At 44.9% G+C, this 26,306-nt stretch carries 26 protein-coding genes; 12 read left to right on the top strand and 14 right to left on the bottom strand.

Annotated elements, in window-relative coordinates:
* Positions 1–5 precede the first annotated feature (5 nt).
* Genes L6466_RS05510 through L6466_RS05465 form a run of 10 tightly spaced genes read right to left on the bottom strand, consistent with a single transcriptional unit; the run spans position 6 to position 8,749 of the window.
* A complete protein-coding gene (locus L6466_RS05510; RefSeq protein WP_237803515.1) occupies positions 6–1,424 on the bottom strand; it encodes an MBOAT family O-acyltransferase in 1,419 nt (472 codons plus the stop codon).
* Positions 1,425–1,434: 10 nt separating this feature from the next.
* Positions 1,435–2,376, bottom strand: a complete 942-nt coding sequence (locus L6466_RS05505; protein ID WP_237803516.1) for a GNAT family N-acetyltransferase — start codon at positions 2,374–2,376, stop codon at positions 1,435–1,437.
* A gap of 7 nt (positions 2,377–2,383) precedes the next feature.
* Positions 2,384–2,806, bottom strand: coding sequence for a sugar 3,4-ketoisomerase (locus L6466_RS05500; protein WP_091817491.1), 423 nt, complete (start codon positions 2,804–2,806; stop codon positions 2,384–2,386).
* A complete protein-coding gene (gene purT / locus L6466_RS05495) occupies positions 2,787–3,992 on the bottom strand; it encodes a formate-dependent phosphoribosylglycinamide formyltransferase (protein ID WP_237803517.1) in 1,206 nt (401 codons plus the stop codon). The genes L6466_RS05500 and purT overlap by 20 nt, the downstream gene beginning before the upstream one ends.
* Positions 3,989–4,876, bottom strand: coding sequence for a hypothetical protein (locus L6466_RS05490; protein ID WP_237813092.1), 888 nt, complete (start codon positions 4,874–4,876; stop codon positions 3,989–3,991). Before L6466_RS05490 ends, purT begins: the two co-directional genes overlap by 4 nt.
* Positions 4,877–4,930: 54 nt before the next feature.
* Positions 4,931–6,070 (bottom strand): dTDP-glucose 4,6-dehydratase, encoded by a 1,140-nt coding sequence (gene rfbB, locus L6466_RS05485; RefSeq protein ID WP_431356512.1) that lies wholly within the window; start codon positions 6,068–6,070, stop codon positions 4,931–4,933.
* Between the two features lie 4 nt (positions 6,071–6,074).
* A complete protein-coding gene (locus tag L6466_RS05480) occupies positions 6,075–6,254 on the bottom strand; it encodes a hypothetical protein (protein ID WP_091817483.1) in 180 nt (59 codons plus the stop codon).
* On the bottom strand, positions 6,251–6,754 hold the full coding sequence (locus L6466_RS05475; protein WP_237803519.1) for a metallophosphoesterase family protein: 504 nt from the start codon (positions 6,752–6,754) through the stop codon (positions 6,251–6,253). Before L6466_RS05475 ends, L6466_RS05480 begins: the two co-directional genes overlap by 4 nt.
* Positions 6,755–6,780: 26 nt before the next feature.
* Positions 6,781–7,407, bottom strand: a complete 627-nt coding sequence (locus tag L6466_RS05470) for a cytidylate kinase-like family protein (protein WP_237803520.1) — start codon at positions 7,405–7,407, stop codon at positions 6,781–6,783.
* Positions 7,385–8,749 (bottom strand): MATE family efflux transporter, encoded by a 1,365-nt coding sequence (locus L6466_RS05465; RefSeq protein ID WP_237803521.1) that lies wholly within the window; start codon positions 8,747–8,749, stop codon positions 7,385–7,387. The genes L6466_RS05470 and L6466_RS05465 overlap by 23 nt, the downstream gene beginning before the upstream one ends.
* A 110-nt stretch (positions 8,750–8,859) precedes the next feature.
* On the opposite strand from L6466_RS05465, the gene L6466_RS05460 reads away from it, so the two are divergent.
* The 8 genes from L6466_RS05460 (at position 8,860) to L6466_RS05425 (ending at position 14,703) form a co-directional block, all read left to right on the top strand.
* Positions 8,860–10,260, top strand: coding sequence for a S8 family peptidase (locus L6466_RS05460; RefSeq protein ID WP_091817473.1), 1,401 nt, complete (start codon positions 8,860–8,862; stop codon positions 10,258–10,260).
* A gap of 14 nt (positions 10,261–10,274) precedes the next feature.
* The gene (gene xseA, locus L6466_RS05455) at positions 10,275–11,444 is read left to right on the top strand and encodes an exodeoxyribonuclease VII large subunit (RefSeq protein ID WP_237803522.1); all 1,170 of its coding nucleotides are present in this window, start codon (positions 10,275–10,277) and stop codon (positions 11,442–11,444) included.
* Positions 11,441–11,620: an exodeoxyribonuclease VII small subunit gene (gene xseB / locus L6466_RS05450; RefSeq protein ID WP_237803523.1), complete on the top strand. Its 180-nt coding sequence runs from the start codon at positions 11,441–11,443 to the stop codon at positions 11,618–11,620. The genes xseA and xseB overlap by 4 nt, the downstream gene beginning before the upstream one ends.
* 66 nt (positions 11,621–11,686) lie before the next feature.
* On the top strand, positions 11,687–12,703 hold the full coding sequence (locus L6466_RS05445; RefSeq protein WP_237803524.1) for a branched-chain amino acid aminotransferase: 1,017 nt from the start codon (positions 11,687–11,689) through the stop codon (positions 12,701–12,703).
* A 20-nt stretch (positions 12,704–12,723) separates the two neighbouring features.
* The gene (locus L6466_RS05440) at positions 12,724–13,059 is read left to right on the top strand and encodes a CD225/dispanin family protein (protein ID WP_237803525.1); all 336 of its coding nucleotides are present in this window, start codon (positions 12,724–12,726) and stop codon (positions 13,057–13,059) included.
* Between the two features lie 373 nt (positions 13,060–13,432).
* Positions 13,433–13,822, top strand: coding sequence for a DUF2752 domain-containing protein (locus tag L6466_RS05435; protein WP_237803526.1), 390 nt, complete (start codon positions 13,433–13,435; stop codon positions 13,820–13,822).
* A 35-nt stretch (positions 13,823–13,857) separates the two neighbouring features.
* On the top strand, positions 13,858–14,193 hold the full coding sequence (locus tag L6466_RS05430; protein WP_237803527.1) for a TM2 domain-containing protein: 336 nt from the start codon (positions 13,858–13,860) through the stop codon (positions 14,191–14,193).
* Positions 14,194–14,322: 129 nt separating this feature from the next.
* Complete coding sequence (locus L6466_RS05425; protein WP_237803528.1) at positions 14,323–14,703, top strand: TM2 domain-containing protein; 381 nt, start codon at positions 14,323–14,325, stop codon at positions 14,701–14,703.
* 281 nt (positions 14,704–14,984) lie between these two features.
* Here L6466_RS05425 and L6466_RS05420 read toward each other — a convergent pair whose 3' ends face one another.
* Both L6466_RS05420 and rd read right to left on the bottom strand, forming a co-directional pair.
* Positions 14,985–15,941 carry a D-2-hydroxyacid dehydrogenase gene (locus L6466_RS05420; protein ID WP_237803529.1) on the bottom strand — a complete coding sequence of 319 codons (957 nt, stop codon included), beginning with the start codon at positions 15,939–15,941 and terminating at the stop codon, positions 14,985–14,987.
* 6 nt (positions 15,942–15,947) lie between these two features.
* On the bottom strand, positions 15,948–16,109 hold the full coding sequence (rd, locus tag L6466_RS05415) for a rubredoxin (RefSeq protein ID WP_091817455.1): 162 nt from the start codon (positions 16,107–16,109) through the stop codon (positions 15,948–15,950).
* Between the two features lie 163 nt (positions 16,110–16,272).
* Between rd and trmB the strand changes: the two genes are divergently transcribed.
* The 3 genes from trmB to L6466_RS05400 are packed head-to-tail and all read left to right on the top strand — an operon-like array spanning position 16,273 to position 19,900.
* Positions 16,273–17,037, top strand: coding sequence for a tRNA (guanosine(46)-N7)-methyltransferase TrmB (gene trmB, locus L6466_RS05410; protein WP_091853700.1), 765 nt, complete (start codon positions 16,273–16,275; stop codon positions 17,035–17,037).
* Positions 17,038–17,047: 10 nt separating this feature from the next.
* A complete protein-coding gene (locus L6466_RS05405; protein ID WP_176756979.1) occupies positions 17,048–18,790 on the top strand; it encodes a leucine-rich repeat domain-containing protein in 1,743 nt (580 codons plus the stop codon).
* A gap of 15 nt (positions 18,791–18,805) precedes the next feature.
* Positions 18,806–19,900: an Mrp/NBP35 family ATP-binding protein gene (locus L6466_RS05400; RefSeq protein WP_091817448.1), complete on the top strand. Its 1,095-nt coding sequence runs from the start codon at positions 18,806–18,808 to the stop codon at positions 19,898–19,900.
* 59 nt (positions 19,901–19,959) lie between these two features.
* Here L6466_RS05400 and L6466_RS05395 read toward each other — a convergent pair whose 3' ends face one another.
* Positions 19,960–21,417: a family 43 glycosylhydrolase gene (locus tag L6466_RS05395; protein ID WP_091853702.1), complete on the bottom strand. Its 1,458-nt coding sequence runs from the start codon at positions 21,415–21,417 to the stop codon at positions 19,960–19,962.
* Between the two features lie 2 nt (positions 21,418–21,419).
* The gene (locus tag L6466_RS14325) at positions 21,420–23,528 is read right to left on the bottom strand and encodes a family 43 glycosylhydrolase (protein ID WP_237803530.1); all 2,109 of its coding nucleotides are present in this window, start codon (positions 23,526–23,528) and stop codon (positions 21,420–21,422) included.
* Positions 23,529–23,717: 189 nt separating this feature from the next.
* On the opposite strand from L6466_RS14325, the gene xyl3A reads away from it, so the two are divergent.
* A complete protein-coding gene (gene xyl3A / locus L6466_RS05385; RefSeq protein ID WP_237793079.1) occupies positions 23,718–26,306 on the top strand; it encodes a xylan 1,4-beta-xylosidase in 2,589 nt (862 codons plus the stop codon).

Raw genomic sequence — 26,306 nt, 5'->3', positions numbered from 1 at the left:
GCATCTCAGAACTGGAAATAGATAAACGTCTGTTCCTCTCCACGGCCAAAGAACATCAACATGAACACAATATAATATACCAGCCAGCGCGTCCAGCGGTAGCGGCCCAACCAACATCCGTCCAAATGGAGAGGACATAAACGATCACGCTGTATCCACTCTATGACAACCAACAAAAGACAATAAATGATTGCCACCTTACCATAGACCGGCATTCCGAGATTCATGGATGTCATGGTGATAGTCAAACGCTGCAGATATCCAGATGCTTCGGACAAGCTCTCTGCCCGGAACACCACCCAGCCCAATACGACTAAGGCGAAAGTAAAACAGACAGGAACCAGATCTCTTACCCCTACCCGTTCATCGGTATTAGCCCCTGACTTCCACAACCAGCGTGCCATCGCCAGTAGCACGGCATTATAGCCGCCCCACACGACAAAGGTCCAGTTAGCGCCATGCCACAGGCCACTCAACAAAAAGACGATGAAGATATTCCGGAAGGTATGATACGTCCCTAGCCTACTGCCACCAAGCGGTATATAGAGATAATCACGGAACCACGTCATCAGCGAGATATGCCAGCGACGCCAAAACTCTCCAATAGAGCGCGAGAAATAAGGCAAACGGAAATTCTCCATCAAACGAATACCGAATAGTTTCGCCGTACCAATAGCAATATCAGAATAACCGGAAAAATCACCATATATCTGGAAAGTGAACAGCACCATGCCACACAGAAGCGTCATAGCATTCGCATCTGTATAGTCATCCCATATCTGATTCACAGCCAGAGCACAGTTGTCGGCAACAACTAATTTCTTAAAGAATCCCCAAAGTATTCGGCGCAAGCCATCAACAGCTTCAGCATAGTCAAAGCGACGAGTGCTTAACATCTGCGGCAATAGATTCGTAGCACGCTCAATAGGACCTGCCACCAACTGCGGGAAGAAGGCAATATAAGTACAGAAAGCCACGACATCCCTGGTGGCAGGGAGTTTACCACGATAAACATCAATGGAATAGCTCAGCGACTGGAAAGTATAGAAGCTAATACCCACTGGCAGTATAATACGCCATGTAGGCATATCAAGCGAGAAACCAAACTGCGACAGGAGCAGATTCAGATTGTCGGCAAAGAAACCATAATACTTGAATACTGCAAGAATACCCAGATTCAAGCATATATTTGAAATAAGGTAAAACCGTCTATTACGTGCTTTCTCAATATAGAGTCCACTGAAGAAACTCGACAGCGATGTAATCAATATCAAGATGAGGAAGCGCCAATCCCACCAACCATAAAACACATAACTGGCAATGAGCAGACAGATATTCTGCAACTTCAGCTGTCTCTGCATAGTCCAATAAAACAAGAAAACTATGGGCAAGAAAAGCAAGAAAGATACAGAAACAAATGACATAAACAGTTAACTAAAGGTCGTATTCATAGATATCATAGCACAAACCACGTCCGCCAAATCCCTCTTTTTGGAATGCCAGAGATACATTAAGACCGCTACCATCCGGATTCTCCGTAGAGCGTCCGAAGTCAAAATAGGGATAATTGACATAGTCGTGAAGCATGATTTGTTCATAGATTAGGTCGATAGCTCCCAGACTCTTTCCCTCGGGCGTTGCCGAGCTATACTGTGCATGAACAACCTGAGACGAGAGATAAAGCACGACGCCAGCTATGACCTGCCCATCCTTCACGGCTTCATAAAGAATGATATTCTCAGGAAAACGACTTCTCAGCAGCTCAATCTCCTGAAGTGAATGCACTGGCTTGATACCATATTTATTACCCAGATTATCAGAAAGAACTTTCCAGAAATCTGCGTAATGGTCAGAACGTCTTACGGTAAGACCAGCCTTCTGAGCCCTCACCACCCCACGGCGACGTACACGTTCCCAGCGCAGTCCGGCTCTCAGGAAGATATTCGTAGAATAATCCCTTGCCACCATTCTAGCCTTACAAACATGATACAAGGCATAAAGATCTTCCTCTGCAGGAAAACGGTGATAAATCCATGGGATACATTTATAATAGACACGTTTGATACCGATACTGCGAAGATAGTCGTTCAACTGCTTAAAGAGTTCCATAGTTTGGACTACTGACAGTTGGAGACTCATCAGAAGTCCACCATAAGTCAACCCTTTATGAGTGAAATAACCATCACCGCTGATATGTCCAGGAAGAACTGCCAGCAATCTGTTTTTCTCATAGAACATCAGAGAATGGTCATTGAAGCGGTCACTATGGTAATCCATATAGTTACGGTCGAAAAGGAACGTTCCGTTCTTAGCTTCTGCTACGAAACGGTTCCATATATCGGCCTTATCAGGAGTGTATCGGATAATATCAAACATTTACTTGCTATTTCGTCATAACATGATGATGGACATACGCCAGGAATTCATCATAATCATAGATATAGTCCTCTTCCTCATAATGCTCGGAAGCAAGAACCATACAAACTGCTCCCGACGAAAAATCATCGAGCGTACGCCACACATTCGTATCAATCAGCAAACCTTGCCAAGGATGGTTCAAAAGGACTGTCTTTCGTTCAAAACCATTATCGAGGGTGACATGAAAAGAACCGCTTAATGCCACGATCAACTGTTTGAGTCGCTTATGAGCATGACCACCACGACTTTCGCCAGCGGGGACATCATAGACCCAATAGGCCCGTTTGATATCAAACGGCACCTTGTCGTTCCCCTCGGCAACGGTGAGGTTGCCCCGGGGATCAACAATCTTGGGTAAGTCAATCAGTCTAATCTCTAAGTTTTGCATAAGGATCAGTACCTAATACAGTCTTTGCCAGGCGCTTGGCTTTTTCACGCAAAGCATCAATATCGTCACCCACCTCACCATAGCACAGGACAACACCCATGCGACGGCCTTTGTGAGCCTCGGGTTTACCGAAGATACGGATACGCGTACGATCTTCCTTCAAAGCATCCTCAAGATTATAGTCGAGCAAAGAACGGTCAACAGGTGTAGAAGCCTCCTTTGGAGAAAGGATAACAGCCGAAGCACCGGCATGCTCTAAATGGATGCCGGCAATAGGCAGCCCCATCACGGCACGGAAATGCAGTTCAAACTCAGAGAGATTGGTAGTATGACCCAATGTCACCATACCGGTATCATGTGGACGGGGTGACAGTTCGCTGAAGATAACCTCTCTCTGTTTGGTAAGGAAGAACTCTACGCCCCAGATTCCGGCTCCCGTCAGGGCTTTCGTTACCTTATCAGCCATCATCTGAGCCTGTTTCAAAGCCTCATCAGAAATCTTATATGGCTGCCATGATTCACGGTAGTCGCCCGATTTCTGAACATGTCCGATAGGAGGACAGAACAATGTAGGCCATCCATTCTTCTGAGTAACGGTGAGCAAGGTGAACTCTGAATCGAAGTCGATAAACTCTTCGATAATCACTTCCTTTACATCACCACGACTGCCTTCCATTGCCTCGCGGAAAGCCTGTTCCAGTTCATCATCGTTATGAACATAACTCTGTCCATGACCACTTGACGACATCAATGGTTTCACTACACAGGGGAAGCCAATCTCATCGGCAGCAGCCTTGAACTCATCAAATGTCTTAGCATAAAAATATTTTGCCGTACGCAAGCCCAATTCCTTTGATGCCAAATCGCGAATTGCACGACGGTTCATCGTGAAATTCACAGCACGGGCAGAAGGAACAACCTGAATGCCCTGTTCCTCGAACTGGAAAAGACGTTCGGTACGGATAGCCTCAATCTCAGGTACGATGATGTCAGGCTGATGTTTTTTCACCACAGCCTCCAGCGCATCGCCATCAAGCATATTAAACACTTCACGCTCGTCGGCTACCTGCATAGCAGGTGCATTGTCATAGCGATCACAAGCAATGACATACTGACCAGCACGCATAGCGGCAATTACGAACTCCTTGCCCAGTTCTCCTGAGCCTAACAATAATATCTTCTTCATAATTGAATGGTTTTTCCTAAACTATACTTCATTGCTTGGATATACGAAAGTTCCAAACGTCCCAATAACTGTATCCGCGTTGCATTTCTCAGCGCCTCAAAATTCCTATATTCCCGTTCTCCTATCTCGAGGACTACCTTCTCATTTTTGACGAGCCAACGTAGTTCTTCATCTTTAGATCCCATTTGCCCGTCGCTCTTGATGATTACATCATAACAACCATCAAAATCATCCAACAGATAGTACTTCACCCGAAATGGCCATAACAAACGACGCACTTCCACTTGTCCTCGCCATACCGTGATATTCTGATAAGAGAAAAGATAAGTCAGCATCAGACCACCAAAGAACAATGTCCCGAAGGTGGAAAAGAGGAACATACCTAAAGAAACAACTTTGCCATCGCAGTATGGCCCCACAGACATGAGTGCCATAACAGCTACGGAAAACGAGCCAAAGCCTAGTCCCCCATACAGGTGAACCTTGTTATACTCTGAAACGACCTCTGCATTGTCACGGCCACAGAAACGTTCCTTAGTCTGCACGTCAATAGCTTGACATAGTTGCATGTAGTTCTTGTAAATAGCAGATGAAATACTTATCACCCGCCTACCGTCCTTTACAAGCCTCAGCACTTCTCCTGTACTGGTATGAGACTTTTCTGAATAGTCGAACTCTGCAAAGCGATAGAATCGTTTCCTAAATGGCAGCAAAACACTTTGGGCTTCTAAACCGTCACATAATACTGTAATGCGCTTTAAGGATACCAGAAAGAACGCGAACAAAAGGAATGTAAATATCCCCAAAACAAGTAACATTGGCACAAACATCTCCTCCTTAAACAAGGAAACGCCTATCGATGACAGCACACCAAATGCTATCAATACGAACGTCGTGTAAATATACTTTGTATTAAATTGGGAATATACCATTTCCTTTTATCTATCCTTATACATATTATCGTAATACTTCTGATAGTCACCGCTAGTTACATTATCCAGCCACTCCTGGTTGTCAAGATACCAACGAACGGTTTTCTCGATACCTTCCTCAAACTGGAGAGAGGGTTCCCAACCAAGCTCACGCTGCAACTTGGACGAATCGATAGCATAACGCAGGTCGTGACCGGCACGGTCGGTAACGTATGTGATTAGATCCATATCCTCACCCTCCTTACGTCCGAGGAGACGGTCTACGGTATTGATAAGCACCTTGATGATATCTATGTTCTTCCACTCATTAAATCCACCGATATTATAGGTGTCGGCAATCTTTCCTTTATGGAAAATCAAATCGATAGCACGGGCATGGTCTACCACATAGAGCCAGTCGCGCACGTTCTCGCCCTTACCATAAACAGGCAGAGGCTTACGATGACGGATGTTATTAATAAAAAGAGGTATCAGTTTCTCTGGAAACTGATAAGGACCATAGTTATTCGAGCAGTTGGTCACCACCACCGGCATTCCGTAAGTATCGTGGAAAGCACGTACGAAATGGTCACTGGAAGCCTTTGATGCTGAATATGGTGAGTGAGGATTATACTTCGTAGTCTCCAGGAAGAACTTATCGCCATAAGCCAAATGATGCTCAGCAGAAGAAGCCGTCGTAGTAAATGGAGGCTCAATACCCTCTGGATGTGTCAGCTCAAGAGCGCCATACACCTCATCGGTAGAGATATGATAGAAACGCTTGCCTTCATACTTCTCTGGCAGGCTCTCCCAATAGAGTTTTGCAGTCTGAAGAAGTGAGAGAGTACCCATCACGTTAGTACGCGCAAAAGTGAAAGGATCCTTGATAGAACGGTCCACATGACTCTCGGCAGCCAGATGGATGATACCATCAACCTTTTTATCCTGCATCAATTTATAGAATGCATCAAAGTCGCAGATATCCATCTTCACGAACTCATAGTTTGGTGCATTCTCAATATCCTTGAGATTAGCCAGATTACCTGCATAGGTCAGTTTATCCAGATTGATGATATGATATTCTGGATACTTGTTCACGAAAAGGCGCACCACATGACTTCCAATGAAGCCTGCACCACCGGTAATGACAATGTTCTTCATACTCATTATATTATTTGTTTTTATTCTTTAGTTTGCTAAATAAAGTCAGGGCGATATAGACCACGAAACAGATACCATAGGTCTGGGCTGCATCATCCCATGTCTTATCAAACCCAACGATATATGATATTAACGTGAGAACTGCGGCAACTATTGTGCCAGTGATAAAATCAATTACATATTCTTTCATCTTCTACGTGGATCTTCAAGGGTTATCACCTCCATATCCTTAAACGTGGAGCCGTCGATAGTAAGTCGGACCAACGTTCGTTCCTTATGCCAGCCTTGCAAACCAGCAGCACCCGGATTGATATGAAGCATTTTTAATGTAGGGTCGTATTTTACCTTCAGAATATGCGAGTGACCAGCAATAAACAACTGTGGAGGATTTGTATAGAGCGTACGCATCACCGAAGGATCGTATTTGCCAGGATAACCACCGATATGTTTGATGAGCACATCTACATCCTCACACTTAAAGCGATTCAACTCACGATACATCAGACGCAAGTCACCACCATCACAATTACCGCAGACAGCCCTAAACGGACGGAACTCCGCCAAACGGTCGGCCACCTCCACACTGCCGATATCCCCCGCATGCCAAATCTCGTCGCAAGGTTCGAAATAGTACAGGTACTTATCGTCCCAGTAGCTGTGTGTATCGCTGATGATGCCGATTCTTTTCATTTGGATGTTAGGTGATAAGTGATTGATTATAGTTTAAGTTTCTTTCTGACAAATTCTGCTATTAGGCGAGCGGTCTCTGCTGAGCCTATGGCACTGGAATCTATGCAGAGATCATAACTGGATGCATGTCCCCACTGCTTTCCCGTATAGTAATTATAATAAGATGCACGACGGCTCTCTACATGCTGAATGCGTTTGACAGCCTCATCATACGTCACGTTCTTTTCCTTCATAAAAAGATTCGCCCTTGATTCGATAGAAGCCGTAATAAATACGTTGACCACATTATCAAAATCACGCAACACATAATCGGCACAACGTCCCACGAAAATACACGAACTTTCCTGAGCCGCCTTGATAATGGCATCACTTTGGAACTTAAACAAACTCTCCTGCGAGAAATTGCTCTGATAAAAGTTACTGCCGCCACCCCAGCTATTTCCATAGGACAAGTGGAAGAACGAACGCAAGAAGCCCTTTCGCTCATCGCTCTGTTTAAAGAACTCCTCTGAAAATCCGCTTTCCTTAGCAGCCAGATTCAGCAGTTCGCGGTCATAGTATTTGGCTTGGAACTCATCAGCCAGTAGCTTTCCGATTTCCAATCCGCCAGCACACACCTGACGACCAATGTTAATGATTATCTTTTTGTCCATAAGACTTGAATTTACGAATATGCCATATCAATATGGGGATAGTAAAGGAAAATGCGATAAAGTCACTGGCAGGCATTGCATACCACACGCCATCAAGATCCCAGAACAGCGGAAAGATATAGGCCATGGGTAATAGGAAGATGAGTTGGCGCGCCAGCGATAGGAATATACTGATTTTCACCTTACCAATACACTGGAAGAAATTAGTGATGACAGCCTGCGAGCCCACCACGAAGAACACCAACATGTCAAGCACGATACCATGAGCAGCCATTTCAAGCAACACAGGATCGGTGGTAAAGATGCGAGCCATCTCTCTGGGGAATAACATTGACAGTGCCCATCCACACAGCAGTATAGAGGTAGCCACAGCGATAGACAGCCACAAGCAGCGCATCATGCGGTCATACTTCTGTGCTCCATAGTTATACCCCACAATGGGCTGCATTCCCTGCGTAACGCCCATCACGAACATAAAGAACACCATGACCATTGAGTTAGCTATAGAATATGCACCCACAGCCATATCGCCGCCATAACGCACGAACTGGTTGTTCATGAAAATCACGATGACACACGAGGTGCTTTGCATCAGGAATGGAGATACGCCAATAGCTATAATATTTCGTACCAGGTCAGCCTTCAAGCGATAAATACCCCGTTTTAGATGAAGCAGTTCACGCTTATCGCTAAGTATCCACATCTGCCAACAAAGAGCAAGAGACTGCGACAATACCGTGGCAAATGCAGCCCCTCGGATGCCCCAACGGAACCACCACACGAAAGCCATAACCAGCACTATGTTACATCCTACGGTGAACAACGTTGCATACATGGCATGGCGCGGTTTTCCCGCTGCACGCAACACGGCATTCATACCAAAATACATGTGGGTCACCATATTTCCCAAGAGGATGACCTGCATGAACTCACGGGCATAAGGCAATGTAACATCAGACGCACCAAAGAAACGAAGAATCGGATCAAGGAATATCAGGCTGACTGCCATGAACAGGAAGCCCACAATGGTATTCAGCGTTACCGTATTACCAAGCAGATGCTGAGCTGTAGCATAATCACGCTGTCCTAATTTCACACTGATACACGTTGATGCGCCCACACCTACGGCTGCGCCAAAAGCAGCACTCAGGTTCATAAAGGGGAAAGTGATACCCAGACCAGCGATAGCCTCAGGGCCTACCACTTGTCCGATAACCGAACGGTCGATGATATTATACAGCGAACTGGCCACCATTGCCACCATTGCAGGCAAGGCATACTGCCACAACAATTGCCCAACAGGCTTCTGACCTAGTTCTAATGCTTTCTGTTTATTATCCATAATTCAAGTTGCAAAGGTAATGTTTTTTTCTGACACAACCAAAACTTACAACAAAGATTTGGCTGTTTCAAAAATTTTATGTAAGTTTGCAACCGATAAGATGACACATCATGAAACAAACGACATGCTTTCTAATCGTACTCCTATGGAGCTTTACGATGTTTGCAGCAAAAATAAAATATCCAGGAAAAAAGACCTTCATCTACCGCTATGCGCTCATTGACAAAGCGTCAACGGAATTTACGTTGGACCAACCCTTACAATTCCTGTCCCAGAAAAGTCTGGAGAGACGTCAACGCCAAGGCCTGAGCGTTGATTCCACTGACCTGCCCGTATGCAAACAGTATATCAGGCAATTCCACAGAAAAGGAATTCACATTATTGGTACTAGCAGATGGCAGAACACAATACTCGCAAGTTCTTCCGACTCACTGTTGTTGGCTAGCCTCGACACACTGTCTATCGTCAGGAAGAGCACATGCGTATTTGTCTCACCCGACTCAATCGAACACCCAGGAGACATCCGTTGGAATGTGCACGAGGACTTCAATCGCTGGGACTCCGTGAAAAACGACCCATACGGCATGGCCCGTCAGCAAATTGAAACGTTGGAAGGTATCTTTCTGCATGAGATGGGATACAGAGGTAAAGGCATTACCATTGCCGTACTAGACGGTGGTTTTCAGAACTATAAACGCATCCCTGCCTTTAAAAGAACCAATATCCTTGGCACGCACGATTTCATTAAGCCACGAGAAGACAAAAAATATGGCGCATTTGAGAGTATTGACCACGGAACAAAGGTTCTTTCCGCAATGGCAGCCTATGCGCCAGAGGTCACTATTGGCACAGCACCAGAAGCCTCCTACTGGCTATTGCGGTGTGAGGACCCACTCACCGAACAGCCTGTAGAAGAGGACTATTGGACGATGGCTGTAGAAATGGCAGACTCATTAGGAGCCGATATCATCAATTCATCCTTGGGCTACTATGCCTTTGAGAACGGGCAAGGCAATTATCGTCTTCAGGATTTAGACGGACAAACGGCATTCATCTCACGCTCCGCCTCCCTGTTGGCTCAGAAAGGCATGATTCTCTGCAATTCCGCTGGCAACTCTGGTATGGGACAGTGGAAGAAGATCAGTGTACCTGCAGATGCTCACAACATCCTGACTGTTGGAGCTATTGACAGGAACCGCCTTTTGGCTGCATTCTCAAGCATTGGCCCGTCTCAAGACGGACGTATCAAGCCCGATGTAGTAGCACAAGGCGCCCCCACCGTATTACTATCAGGAAGAGGCACATTGGTACACGACATGGGAACATCGTTTTCGACTCCGCTGATCTGCGGATTGGTGGCATGTTTATGGCAAGCACTACCAGAGAAAACCGCATCAGAAATCATGGAGATTGTACGACGCAGTGCCAATCAATATCATGAGCCAACCAACATTCTGGGCTATGGTATTCCTAATTTCCGTCAGGCTTATAACAACAACCGAACCCATTAATTCCACGATATATCATGGACGCTTATTCACTCTTAGAGCTCAACAGCATGGTGCGCCAGTCCATTGAGCACACCATGAACCAAGAATACTGGGTCGAAGCAGAACTATCTGAATGCAGAGAGAACAGAGGCCATTGTTTTATGGAACTCATTCAGAAAGAAGAACATAGCAACACGCCCATAGCGCGAGCCTCAGCCAAATGCTGGCAAAGCACATGGGGTATGATAGGTCCTTATTTCGAACGAACCACAGGTCAGCCACTTCATGCCGGACTGAAAGTGAGGCTACAAGTTTATCCCCAGTTTCATGAAGCATACGGTTTTTCTTGGATTATCACCGATATCGACCCCACCTTCACATTGGGCGATATGGCACGACGCAGACAGGAAATCATCCGTCAACTCAAAGAAGAGGGCATCTTTGACCTGCAGAAAGATCTGACACTACCGCTTTTTTGCCTCAATATCGCTGTCATCTCCAGTCAGTCTGCTGCTGGCTATGGTGACTTTGTCAACCAACTGGCCGACTCGCCTTATGATTTCCATACCCAGCTCTTTCCCGCTATCATGCAAGGTGAACAGGTAGAAGAGAGCATTATCCAGGCACTCAATGCCATTTACAATTCATGCGCGAACCAACAGGCATCTGCCTTTGATTGCGTCGTGATTATACGAGGAGGTGGTGCTACAGCAGACCTGTCGGGCTTCGATGCCCTGCAATTAGCAGAAAACGTAGCCCAATACCCCCTACCCATCATCACAGGCATTGGACACGACCGCGATGAATCCATCCTTGATATGGTGAGCAACACGCGAGTGAAGACACCTACTGCAGCTGCGCAACTGCTCATTTCTCATCTAGACAGCACCGCTCTGCGCATTGACACTTGTGGTGAGCGTATCAACACATTCTTCTCACTGTTAAAGACACGCGAAGAAGCACGTATCGACAAACTGTCCTCTTATCTCTCACCACTCATTTTCCACCTTTTAGAGCGCGAGCAACATAAGTTGGAAATGCTGGAGCAGAGAGCAAAAGCACTTGACCCAGCCCTACTGTTGAAACGCGGCTACAGCATCACCCTACACAACGGGCATCTACTACGGAATGCCGCAGAAGTGAAACCTGGAACAGAATTAGAAACCCGCCTGGAACAAGGCACAATCATATCTATAGTAAAATGACCTACGAAGAAGCACTGAAACAACTGGAGGATATCGTCCGACAGATGGAAGCCGGCAGCTATAGCATCGACCAACTGGCCGATAAACTGACGTTGGCACAACAACTCATTACACAATGTAAAGAGAAATTATACAAAACAGATTCAGAAATCAAGAAAATTTTAGAAAAAAGATAGAAAAACTTGCATGTTATAAGAAATATGCCTATCTTTGCACTAAAATCATAAACTAAATAGGAGAAAATGAAAGACCTAGACTGGAAAAACCTTTCCTTCGGCTACAGGCCGACCGATTACAATGTCCGTTGCTATTATCGCGACGGCAAGTGGGGAGAAATTGAAGTATGTTCTGACGAGTATCTGAAGCTGCATATGGCAGCAACCTGTCTGCACTACGGACAGGAGGCTTTCGAAGGTTTGAAGGCATACCGCTGTAAAGATGGTAAGGTACGCACATTCCGCGTAAAGGACAACGCTGAGCGCCTGCAGTCAACCTGTCGTGGTATCATGATGCCCGAGGTTCCCACAGAACTGTTCACCGAGATGGTTAACAAAGTAGTTCGTCTGAATCAGGAGTGGATTCCCACCTATGAGAGTGGTGCGACACTGTATATCCGTCCTCTGCTGATTGGTACTAGCGCACAGGTAGGCGTACATCCCGCCAAGGAGTATTGCTTCCTGATTTTCGTAACACCCGTAGGCCCATACTTCAAGGGTGGTTTCTCAAGCAATCCATACGTCATCGTTCGTGATTATGACCGCAGTGCTCCTTTGGGTACTGGTAAATATAAGGTAGGTGGAAACTATGCAGCCAGTCTCTTTGCCAACAATCTGGCTCATGAGAAGGGTTATGCTTGCGAGTTCTATCTGGATGCCAAGGAAAAGAAATACATCGACGAGTGCGGCGCTGCCAACTTCTTTGGTATTAAGAATAACACATACGTGACACCAAAGTCAACCTCTATCCTACCCTCTATCACCAACCGTTCACTGATGCAGGTGGCTGAAGACTTAGGCCTGAAGGTTGAGCGTCGCCAGATTCCTGAAGAGGAACTGGAAACTTTCGAGGAGGCTGGTGCATGCGGAACAGCAGCTGTTATCTCACCTATTTCATATATAGATGACCTTGACTCGGGCAAGCGCTATTCATTCGGCGATCAGCCTGGTCCAATCTCCAAGAAGCTGTATGACACTCTGCGTGGCATCCAGTATGGCGAGATCGAAGACAAGCACGGTTGGACGAATGTAGTCATTGAGTAATAACCATTAAAATAGAATTTATGGAATACAATAATCAAGAAAATACGTTTGTACCACAGCCAAAAGACTACAAGGTTTGGTCTATAGTAAACTTGGTGATATCTATCCTCTTTTGCTGTCAATGCTTGTCTATTGCCAGCCTCGTGCTGTCAATTATCGCCCTCATGAAATCAAATGATGTCAACAAATATAATATGATGGGTGAATCATCTGCCATATTAGCACAGGATGCCTCAAAGACAGCTAAGACCCTCAACATCATCAGTTCTATCCTTTTGGCAGTAAACTTCGCCATAGACATTGTTTATATGCTTATTTGGGGCATAGCAGGCATTGCCGAGGCCATGCAGCATTAAGGCTATTAGCGAAAATAGCACATACATTATCATAATAAGTTCATTATTTATGGAATACGAGCATCAAGGAACAAAAAATATTATACGACCTGATGATTATAAGGTTTGGTCTATTATTAATCTTGTATTCTCAATCATTTTTTGCTGTTGTACGTGCACAAGTATTATCAGTTTATTTCTGTCTATTATTGCACTTTCAAAAGCTAGTGATTTAAACAGAAGTCTTACTATGGGAGAATTAGGCATTATTCCCGCACAAGAGACTTCCAATACAATCAAGACCCTAAACATTGTCAGTTCAATATTATTAGCCATAGGTATTATTGTGACCTTGATTTACTATTCATTATATGGACTTGCCATGCTCTCATAAATGAATGCAAAAAAGAAAAAAATAATTGCATATGCCATTGCAAGCGCAACAGTAGTTGTGCTTGCAATGCTATATTTTTTCAACCCAGTTGAAACATCATTTGCTCCAAAATGCATTATCCATAGATTTACAGGCTGGAACTGCGCGGGATGTGGCATGCAAAGATTTCTTCACGCATTTATGCATGGTAGATTCTTGGAAGCATTCAGTTACAACTACATGCTTATAATACTAATTCCATATTTAGCACTTTTCTATCTAGAAAGACTGGTTTTAAGAGGAAATATGCAAAAAAAGATCCGAAAAGTTATCGAAAGCAAATTCGTAATTTATACATTAGCAATCCTCGCTCCCTGCTGGATGATAGTCAGAAACATTCTACATATTTAGAACACAATTATTATTAACTCCTAAAACATTAGATTATGACACAAGAACAAATTGAAAAAATATTAACCGCAAATAAAGAAAAAATAGCAACTGATTCTTTTGATAAAATTCGCGAACGCCTAGCAAACGTTGACGAAGGTGCTGGAGAATCTGCGTTTTCCAATTTAAAAAGTCCAACGACAGCATTTCTCTTATCAATTATATCAATATCCTTTGGATGGGATAGACTTTATCTCGGAGATATCGGTTTAGCAATTCTCAAATTCTGCACTTGCGGAGGTTGCTTAATATGGGGAGTTACTGACTGGTTTACAGTTAAGGACAGGACTAAAAAAATAAACGCAAAAAAAATCCTCAACTCTTTTATGTGATTTTATAATGCAAAAAAGATTCACCTTATTGACAAACACTATTTTTTTATTCAAAAATTTGGAAGAAATAAAAAAAAAACTTATCTTTGCAAAGTAATAAACTATTCGTATAACTAACAACTTAAAATTATGGAAAAAGAAAAAATTGATGAGTTAATTTCAAAGTACAACTCAAAATTAACAGGAGATGGTATCATTTACGCTGCCGAAAAACTATCTCATGACAATATTGACCCAACGATGGCTAATGTAATATTCAATAAGGTAAAAGATCCATTTACTGTCTTTCTTATTTCTCTATTTATTGGTGCTTTAGGAATTGACCGCTTCTTCATTGGCAACATCGTGTTAGGAATATGCAAATTTTTATATTTCATCATTACCGCAGTTATAACATGTGGAATACTAAGTTGGGTATGGTGGATTGTAGACCTGTTCCTTATTATGGGTGCAACAAAAAAGAGAAACACCAGAGTTGTTACAGAATCATTAGAAATGATGGCTCAATAGCATATGCATACTTATTAGACGACAATTACTTCTCCAAAAACGATAATAATATATAATCAATACCCGGCAGTCACTGTTTATTCATACTGCCAGGTATTTTTTATGGCATACCGACTAATACAATCTTGCGATACAAAATGCCAAAGACAAATAAAGAAAAACTTCCAAACATTCCCTACGCCATTTCAACACATTAGAATAGAAATGCCGTATTGCTATAAGAGAAAGGCCGTATTGCTTCGAGCAATACGGCCTTTCTCGATTCACAATTATCCACATTATTATGATGACACAACATTCTGAGGGTTGCCATTCAAGAAACAACGCACATTATCAGTAGCTACCTGTATCAAACGTATCCGCGCCTCTTTCGTTGCCCATGCTATATGAGGGGTGATATACGCATTTGGCTGCATCAAAAGTGGATTTGACATACTCGGCGGTTCATTCGTAAGCACATCAGCGCAAAAAGCATAAAGACGTCCACTTTCAAGAGCATTAGCCACAGCCCCATCATCAACCAACGGTCCACGACCGGTGTTGATAATAACAGCAGAAGGTTTCATTTTGCTAAGTGTCTCTTTATTTACGAGATGACGAGTACTGTCAGTCAGAGGGCAGTGTAAGGACAATACATCAGAAGTAGCCAACAACGTATCGAGATCTACTTTCGAGACACCATCAGGCAGCTCTGTTTCCGACTTACTCGTCAGCGCCTGTACCTTCATTCCAAAGGCAATAGCAATCTGAGCTACACGACGGCCAATATTACCCAGTCCCACAATACCAAAGGTCTTACCAGCCAACTCTGTCAACTCCGTATCCCAATAACAGAAATCAGGATTAGCACTCCAGCGACCATGACGATTCTGAAGAGCATAATGTTCTGTGCGATTCATCACAGTAAGCAAATGAGCAAATACCATCTGGGCAACGCTCTCCGTACTATAAGCGGGTACATTCGTCACCACGATGCCACGTTCACGGGCCGCTTCAATATCTACCACATTATAACCTGTAGCCAATACTCCGACATATTTCAAAAGCGGTAACTGGGCTATCACCTCCTTACTGATAACAACTTTATTAGTAAGCACTATCTCTGCGTCTTTAGCCCGCTCTACAGTCTGTTCAGGCGCAGTACGGTCATAGACCATCAATGTGCCTAAATTCTCAAGACCCAGCCAAGATAAATCTCCTGGCTGGGCCGAGTAACCATCTAAAATGACTATCTTCATTGCCATTTATTCCTCTGGACTAAAGTCTTCTTTACTTACACCGCAAACAGGACAAGCCCAATCATCAGGAAGATCTTCAAATGCAGTACCAGCGGGAATTCCGCTATCAGGATCACCTACAGCTGGGTCATACACGTAACCGCACACATTACACACATACTTTTTCATAGTTGTTTTGTTTTTAGTTAGACATCTAATTTACTTTATCTCGGCTACAAATATAGTAAAAAAACAGCAATATATAGCATATCAACAAATTATTTTAATAAAAAAATCAAAAAACGAGGTCATAATTAGTAGAAAATAGGTAACTTTGCGCAAAAATAAACATATGAGTAAAGGAAAATTGGCTAAGTTTGCCGACATGGAAACATACGAGAACGTCTTTCAATACCCTTATTCGGTAGTGAGCGATGTACCGTTTGCCATGCGCGGACACTGGCGCGAGCAATATTTTAAGAACAACAACCCTATCGTACTCGAACTGGGATGCGGAAAGGGAGAATACACCGTAGGATTGGCAAAGCGCTATCCGCAAATAAACTTCATTGGCGTTGACATCAAAGGAGCACGCATGTGGACAGGTGCGACACAGGCTACTCAAGAAGGCCTGAAAAACGTGGCATTTCTACGCACTAACATTGAGATTATCGACCGTTTCTTTGCTCCAGATGAGGTGCAGGAGATTTGGCTCACTTTCAGCGACCCGCAGATGAAGAACCCACGTAAACGTCTGAGCAGCACATACTTCATGGAGCGTTACCGTCGTTTCCTCACAGACAACGGAATCATTCATCTTAAGACAGACTCCAATTTCCTGGCTACCTACACCAACTATATGGTGGACCATAATCATCTGCCAGTTGATTTAAGGACTGACGATCTCTACAAGCAAGAGAATCAGGCTTTTGCTGAAGCTGCCTCTATCCAGACCTATTATGAGTCCATGTGGTTAGCACGCGGACTGAACATCAAATATCTGAAATTCCATCTTCCGCATGAAGGCGCCCTAGAAGAGCCAAATGTAGAGATAGAATTGGATGACTATCGTAGTTATCACCGTTCGAAACGCAGTTCATTGGAAACGGCAAAATAAAAAGTATCACATGAAACGATTTCTGTTAAGCATACTATTGGTGACCTGCCAATTGTCATATTGCGCAGCACAACAGCTTACCGTAAAAGTTGATTCCGTAGGACAACTGGCAGGTAAACTGACGGACGATATTCGTTTTTCTATGTCAGAACTGAAGGTTTGCGGTCCACTAAATACCAGTGACCTCAGGCTATTGCAGACTATTGCCGGACGAGGTGTAAAACCAAAGCGTGCTAGTAATCATCATCTCTTGGCGCTCGACCTCTCAGAGGCCAGTATCCCTGAGTCTAAAGGTGCTATCCGTATGCGCGCAGGAGCACTCCCCGCGGCAATGTTTTTGAACTGCAAAGATCTGGAGCGTGTTGTCCTGCCTGCCTCGTTGACAGAGATAGGCCGAAGCTGTTTCAGTGGATGTATCAATCTGAAAGTCGTAGAGTTGCCAGAAACGCTAAAATTAATCGGAGAGTATGCTTTCAGTGGTTGTCAGAACTTGACTGATATCACGATTCCAGCGAGTTTGGAGTCTCTTCAAGGACACGCATTCGATGGTTGTGCCTCACTCACCTGCGTAGATATACCTGAACTTGTAACGAATATCGACGCATTTGCCTTTAATAATTGTAAGTCACTGGAGACTGTCAATATAGAAGGACAGATAAAACGTGTCAACAATAACCTGTTCTCAGGTTGCGAACATCTGAAAAGTATCACGCTGCCACAATCTGTAACCTATATAGGAAGTGAAGCTTTCAAAGGTTGTACAGCCATGGAGACTGCTGAACTCCCAGAGGTGCTCACAGAAATTAATGTCAACGCATTCGAAGATTGCCAAAGCTTGCGCGAAATTCAACTCAACGTGGTTACAGCCATCAGCAGTGAGGCATTCAAGGGCTGCAGCAGTCTTGAGAATTTCAAAGTTGACAATCTTAAACGTATGGGACCAGGCGCTTTTCAGAACTGTCTTAATCTAAAAGAAATTAGCATAGACGGCAACCTGCCTACCATCAGCGCGGAATCATTCTCCGGCTGTACCAGTCTGTCATCCGTGACTCTCCCAGATGGTATCCGAACCATTGGCAAGCGAGCTTTTGCTGATTGCAAATCTATAGAAATCATCAAGTTACCTGCTTCTTTGGCAAGGATTGACGATGAAGCTTTCAACCAATGCTCCAGTCTGAAGAACATCTATCTTCCCAAACTCACAAAAAAAATGGGACGCGGTGTCTTTGAGAATTGTATCTCACTTGACAGCGTCAATATTGAGGGCTTTGTAGATAAATTGGATGACAGAGTATTCCGCAACTGCCACTCATTACGTGTAATACTGCTCCCAGTCTCTATCAAAGGCGTAGGTGACAATGCCTTCGAGCAGTGCAGTTCGCTCTATGCTATCGACCTGCCTATATCCTGTTCAGAGGTCGGAGACAATGCTTTTGAGAAGTGTTCTTCACTAACTACAATGATTATCCCTGCCGCTTGCACAGAGATAGGTAGCGCGGCCTTCCGCGAGTGTAGCGGATTGGCACGTATAGAATTCCCTGCAGCATTAAAGAAAATTGGCGGTAATGCTTTTGCAAAATGCGCCTCATTACGCGAGATTGCATTCAGTTCACCCATACCTCCTTCCATCAGTAGCAGTTCATTCAAAAATGTTGTAACGGCTACCTGTATCGTCTCTGTACCCAGAGGGGCAAAAAGGAATTATGCAGAGGATAAAACATGGAAAAAGATGGCAAAAATCGTTGAACAGTAAACAGTAAACAAAATAATGACTTTATATCCCAAACTGATTATGGATGCCCTTGCTACGGTGACGTATGCGGGCACAAAAAAGAACTTAGTAGAAAGTGAGATGGTGGCCGACACCCCATCTATCAACGGCCAGGCAGTAAAGGTCATCCTTGTATTCCCACGTGATACAGACCCATTCCTAAAATCCACCGTAAAAGCAGCAGAAGCCGCCATCAAATACCATTGTGGTCAGGATGTAGAGGTAACTATCAAAACAGAATTCAAGTCGAAACCTCGTCCTGAAGTGGAAAAACTACTCCCTCAAGTTAAGAATATCATTGCCGTCAGCAGTGGTAAGGGTGGTGTAGGCAAAAGCACTGTATCTGCCAATCTTGCAATAGCTTTGGCTCGTCTGGGCTATAAGGTAGGATTGCTGGATACTGATATCTTCGGCCCATCTATGCCAAAGATGTTTCATGTAGAAGATGCACGTCCATACGCTGTCAACAAAGACGGTCGTGACCTCATCGAACCTATCGAGCAATATGGTGTCAAGCTGCTTAGTATCGGATTTTTTGTAAATCCCGACACGGCAACGCTTTGGCGCGGTGGTATGGCTACAAGCGCACTGAAACAACTCATTGCAGATGCCGACTGGGGCGAACTGGACTACTTTATCCTGGATACACCTCCAGGCACTAGCGATATTCATCTGACGTTGCTACAGACACTCAGTATCACAGGTGCCGTCATCGTCTCTACGCCACAGCAGGTTGCATTGGCTGACGCACGCAAAGGTATTGATATGTATCGTAACGAGAAAGTCAACGTGCCCATTCTGGGTCTCATTGAGAATATGGCTTGGTTTACACCAGCCGAACTGCCAGAGAACAAATACTATATCTTCGGCAAGGAAGGTTGTAAGCAACTGGCACAAGAGATGGATGTACCCCTATTGGCACAGATACCACTCGTGCAAAGCATCTGTGAGAGTGGTGACGAGGGAGCTCCTGCTGCCACAAAGGTAGACACCATAACAGGTCAGGCTTTCCTCAATTTAGCTCAGGCTGTTGTCACGGTAGTGAACCGTCGAAACAAAGACTTGCCCAAGACAAAGATTGTAAAAGTATAAAAAAGAAAAAGGTCATTTCCCTATTGAGAAATGACCTTTTTCATTTTATGTCGTTCTGATTATCTCAGTTCTTTCAGATTCCATTTCGAGTTATCTGAGTTGAAGTCCCACTCGGCCAATGTAGGTGTTGAGTCCGCGATGCTATAAAGGCAGAGTTTCTTGTTCACGTCAGTCTCACCAGGAATACGCTTAGGCATAATACGGAAAGTACCATCAACAGCCTGTTCGATACGCCAGAGCTGCTCATCAGCACCTGTAAAGGTTGGCACGGTGCTTACTTCTTTATTAGCTGTAGCACAGAGTGCACGGTCTGTACCTGAAATAGTAATCTTGAAATAAGAATTACTCAGATAGCCACCAGCCTCGTTAACTGGAGTTATCGTCCAAAGCTGATGAGGACGGAACATATAGTCACCGCAACGTACGGCGATATCGCCCTCGGGCCAAGTTCCCTTTACCTGATCCAGAGTCTGGTTCTCAATAGGCTTTGGAGGAGCTGCGTCAGCCTGTGGGCGACCGAATCCGCCACGACGTGCAACGTTCATGCGAACGAAGTCAACAGCAAGTTCCAAAGAATAGCCACGACGCTCTGACTCAATCTCGAAGGTGCCTCCCTTGAAATGGTCACCAGCATAGGGCCAATCGTTCTTCCACAACAAAGGACGGATAGCCAGCACACTACTACCACCTTGATCAAAGTCGGCCTCCCAGTGGAATGATGTCACCTCGATACCCTCGTCAATGATGGTACGTCCGAAGTGTCCGGCACCTGTCTTACGATCACCGGCAGCGACCACCATCTTACCACCACCATGATACATGTCGCGACCTACATTATCAAGGTAAGGACCTTCCACACTACGTGAGCGTCCCACCACTATATTATAGGTAGAGTTCACACCATCACAGCAAGTACCGTGTGTACCCAACAAATAGTACCAGCCATTACGATAGATAAGATCGGTAGCCTCACAGTCGATAGCAATATCTTTTTCCTTGTTACCCTTCATGCGGAAGCCCGTCTTAGGATCAAGTTCGATAAGACGGATAGTTCCGAAATAAGTACCATAGCTTACCCACAGACGACCAGTCGTAGGATCAAGCAATACGCCTGGGTCGATAGCATCCTGATCTTCCATTCCGTCGGAAGCACAAACCTCCACAGCGGTACTCCACTTGAAATCTGGTGACTTAGGGTCAAGCGTCTTATTCCACATCGTGAGGATACGACCACTATGTCCACCGCCAAGTCCACCACCTGTAGCACCATAGATACACAGGTAGCGATCACCTATCTTTATCATATCGGGAGCAGCACCGCCACCAGGACGGTCAGCACCACTGTGCCAAGACCAACCATCATCAGAGATGATACCGCCACCACCTGTACCAAAGGTATAGTATTTTCCATCACACTCTGCAAGTGTTGAAGGGTCGTGAATATATGGTTGTCCAATTTGAGCATTGGCTGCTGATGCAATAGCCAGTGCAGCCAGGATTGTATGTAAACGTTGCATAATTATTTGCTATTAATGATTGAATAGTTTGTTACAGGGGTACCTTTCTCGTTAATGAAGCGCACGCAGAAGTCGCTCATACCAGGGCCATTAATAATGGCACCACGCAGGACGTTGCGTCCTTTCTTTAAGGTCAAGCGGTGAGACACGGCATCGTCCTTCACCATACGACGGTCGCCAGAGAGCAGAAGCACCTCGTCACCATTGAGCCACCACATTGAAGCAGAGTTAGAACCAACAGCCAAGCGTACATTCTCAATATCCTCAGGACAGTCGATAATAGTCACACCCCAGAAAAGCACACCATAGACCTTCTCGCCCCATTTCTCTGCGAAGCGGAACAATTTCACATTGAAGTTCTCGCTATCAAGCGCATGCCAAGTCAGCGTCTGCTTCACGGTCTTCACTTTCGGTCCCTCCGGCATCTGCTGTGCACCACGACCGAATCCTGCAGGAGCCTGTTCCTGCTGGAACACAGCCTTCACCTTCTGACCATCCTTAGGCAGGATCGTCTGCTGCCCCTTAAAATACTCACGATTGAAATGCTCACGCAGATAGGTATCAGTAAATACAGTGTTACCACTATTCGGCTTATCAATAGGCTCTAAGAGTGTCCATCGACGTATGAATCCCTCGCTATCAGGCTTAGCAGGCGTTGCAGTAGCAGGTGAGAAATACTTCGGACGGTTCTTGAACAAAATCCAGTCAACAGAGAGTTCGCCCCCACCCTCATTAGTGATTACGAGGTCGGTAACTCCCTTTGGTGTGTACTCCAACGTTGTAGTCTGAGTGAGCCACTGATTTCTCTGATCACGACGGAAACGAGCCATCATTGGATTGGCAGCAGCTCCAGGAGTAGGTTCTGGTGGGCGAACGGCCAACTTGATGCGAGCGATGACCTTACCTGTAGCACTCTTTTCACGGATACAGAACTCAGTATCATCACTTGCTTTCACACTAATCTGAAGATAACCGTCTGTCAGACAATCGAAGTCCACATCAGCATATCTCATCCAACCCTTAGAAGGAATAGTTGCATAATCACCACTGAAAGCAATTGTTGTATCCACATGAGCAGTGGTCACGCCCTGAGAAGCGTTACTGTAACGATCAATCTCAATCTTCTCTGTAGCCTTATTAATACCAACACCTCGCATTGTAGGTTTCACTTCCTGTATGGTACCATCAGCATTGAAATACAGTTTCTCAATCTGTACTGAGCGACGCTTATCATCGCTGGGCGAGAAGAAATTATGATGATAGAACAGATACCACTGCCCTTTGTAGTTCACGATACTATGATGGTTAGTCCAACAACCATTGGCATGCTCTGCCATAATCAGTCCCTTATACTCGTAAGGTCCCATGGGATTCTTACTCATGGCATAGCCTAGAACCTCGGTATTCTCTCTTACATAAGGATAGGTCAGATAATAATTGCCATTATACTCAAAGGCGAAGGGTCCCTCAGCCTGCCGATTAGGCAGATCTTTCAAGCAACTAACACCAATCATTTCCATCTCACGGTTACCCCACTTCACTGTCTCCTTGGGATTATCGTCAGCCAGTTCTTTCATATTGGGCTTCAGTTTGGCACAACGCCCATTACCCCAGAAGATATATGCATTACCGTCTGAAGCCTGAAGCACACACGGGTCAATGCCATTGATACCCTTGATGGGCTCTGGTTCAGGAATAAACGGACCCTCTGGACTATCGGCAACAGCTACACCAACAGCAAATCCGCCACGTCCGGCAGCAGGAGCAGATGGGAAATAAAAATAATACTTTCCGTTTTTCTCTACGCAATCAGGAGCCCACATAGAATAAGAGTCTTTTCTTACCCAGGGAACCTTATTCTGAGTCACAATCACACCGTGGTCGGTCCAGTCAGTCAGATTCTCTGACGAGAAAACGTGATAGTCCTCCATACAGAACCAATCCTGACGTTGTCCCGCTGGTGGCAGAATGTCGTGAGACGGATAGAGATAAACTTTACCGTTAAAAACTCGCGCAGTTGGGTCAGCCGTAAACTGGTCACGGATCACGGGATTTTGAGCTGCTGTAATTAATGGCACAGCTAGCGTCAAAATAGTTAAGGTTTTCTTCATATTGTTTAATTAAAGGTAGATGTTTATAATATCGAATGCAAATGTAACAAAAAAAAATAATATGTCCAACGCGCGTATACAGAGATTTCTCAATTGTAACATACTAAAAAGTCTATGCAACAAAAACATAAGGAAAAATCGGGATTGTATAGTAATTTTGTAGCAAATTTCTAAAACTATAAGAAAAAGATGAAACGAAAGACTCTCATTGTGACGCTGCTCACAGTCAGCCTAGGTATGCAGGCTCAGGTGCTACCATATCAAAATCCGTCCCTCAGCGCCAAGGAACGAGCCAAGGATCTCTGTTCACGACTGACACTTGAAGAGAAGGCAAAACTGATGCTAGACGAAAGTCCCGCAATTCCCCGATTGGGTATTAAGAAGTTTTTCTGGTGGAGTGAAGCCTTGCATGGTGCTGCAAACATGGGCAACGTAACAGTATTCCCAGAACCAATCGCTATGGCTGCATCCTGGAACCCAGGCCTGGTGTATAAAGTATTTGATGCAGCCAGTACCGAGTTCCGTGCACAGTACAACCATCGTATGCACGACCTGAAAGGCGAGGACGAGAAATTCCATAGTCTCTCTGTCTGGACACCCAATGTCAACATCTTCCGTGACCCACGTTGGGGACGCGGACAGGAAACCTATGGTGAAGATCCTTACCTGACATCAGTCATGGGTGTACAGGTGGTTAAGGGCCTACAAGGACCTGAGGATGCCAAATATCGTAAGCTCTGGGCTTGCGCAAAGCATTATGCCGTACATAGTGGTCCGGAATATACCCGTCACACAGCCAATCTGACAGATGTATCACCACGCGATATGTGGGAGACCTACATGCCTGCTTTCAAGACATTGGTACAGGATGCTAAAGTCCGTGAGGTGATGTGTGCTTATCAGCGTTTAGATGATGACCCCTGTTGTGGAAGCCAGCGCCTGCTGCAACAGATTCTTCGCGACGAATGGGGTTTTGAGTATCTGGTAGTGAGCGACTGTGGAGCTGTTAGCGATTTCTACGAGTCACATAAGTCATCAAGCGATGCCACACATGCTTCCGCAAAGGCCACAATCGCCGGTACCGATGTAGAGTGTGGCTACGGCTACGCTTACAGAAGTATCCCCGAGGCTGTGAAACGTGGGTTCATGACAGAGGCCGAGGTTGACAAGCACGTTATTCGTCTGCTAGAGGGACGTTTCGACTTAGGCGAAATGGACGATCCTTCACTGGTAGAGTGGTCAAAGATTCCCTATTCTGCCATGTCTACTAAGGAATCTGCTAATTTATCACTGGATATGGCAAGACAAAGCATTGTATTGCTAAAAAATAGCGATTCCGTCCTGCCCTTGAAAAAGAATTCTGAGAAGATTGCAGTTATTGGTCCCAATGCCGACAACACGCCAATGATGTGGGGCAACTATAATGGCCAGCCCAACCACACTATTACGATTCTGGATGGCATCAAGGCAAAACAAAAGAAACTGTTCTATGCACCTGGTTGCGACCTGACCTACGACAAAGTATTAGAGAGTCTGTTGGGATCACAGTGTTCTTTCGAGGGAAAGAAAGGTATAAAGGGAACATTCTGGAACAATCGTAAGATGGAAGGAAAACCAGTTACCACGCAATACTACACCCAGCCCTTGGCTGTAACCACCTTTGGTATGCACAACTTCGCCCCAGGTGTACAACTCGAGGATTTCTCCGCGAAGTACGAGACGGTCTTCACCCCTAATGAAGCTGGCGAATATGTGGTAAACGTGGATGGATGTGGTCAATTTGAGCTCTATCTCAACGGCGAACGCCAGTTCCACCATCGTATCTGGCGCACCACGCCCAATCATATTGTTATTAATGCCGAGAAAGGTAAGAGTTACAATATCGAGGTACGTTTCTCACACGTTCCTACTTACAACGCCAACCTAGCCATTAATATCGCTAAGGAATATCCCATTGACTATCAAACCATCATCAATCAACTGAAGGGAATTAATAAAGTTATCTTCGTGGGAGGTATCTCACCAGCTTTGGAAGGCGAAGAGATGCCTGTGGATATTGATGGATTCAAGGGAGGCGACCGTACCCATATTGAGTTACCAAAGGTACAGCGCGATTTCCTGAAGGCACTGAAGGATGCAGGCAAGACCATTATCTTTGTCAACTGCTCTGGCTCATGTATTGCCTTGGAACCCGAGATAAAGACCTGCGACGCGATCGTACAGGCATGGTATCCAGGCCAGGAAGGTGGTACGGCTGTGGCTGATGTTCTTTTTGGCGACTATAACCCAAGTGGAAAACTGCCCGTCACCTTTTATAAGAATAGCAACCAATTGCCCGACTACGAGGACTACTCGATGAAAGGACGCACTTATCGCTACTTCACAGACGCCCTCTTCCCCTTCGGTTATGGACTGAGCTACACAAACTTTGAAATTACAAAGGCTGGAGTTGAGAAGAATGGTACGAACCCAACAGACTGGACATTAACTGCAGAAGTAGCCAATACCGGCAAACGCGACGGTGCTGAGGTCGTACAGGTTTATATCCGCAATCTACAGGATGCCGATGGACCATTGAAAACACTCCGTGGCTTTGAGCGTATCAATGTGAAGGCGGGAGGAACTGCTACTGCTACAATCCAACTCAACAAACAGTCGTTTGAGTTCTGGGATGCAGAGTCAAACACCATGCGTGTAAAACCTGGTAAGTACGAGATTCTTGTTGGCACCAGTTCTGATGAGAAGAACGCGAGAGAATTAATGATAACAATACAATAA

The sequence above is a fragment of the Prevotella communis genome (genome assembly GCF_022024175.1).
In the GTDB taxonomy this organism is placed as follows: Bacteria; Bacteroidota; Bacteroidia; order Bacteroidales; family Bacteroidaceae; genus Prevotella; species Prevotella communis.
Note: the sequence above shows the minus strand (reverse complement) of the source record. Positions and strands in the feature narration are given on the sequence as shown.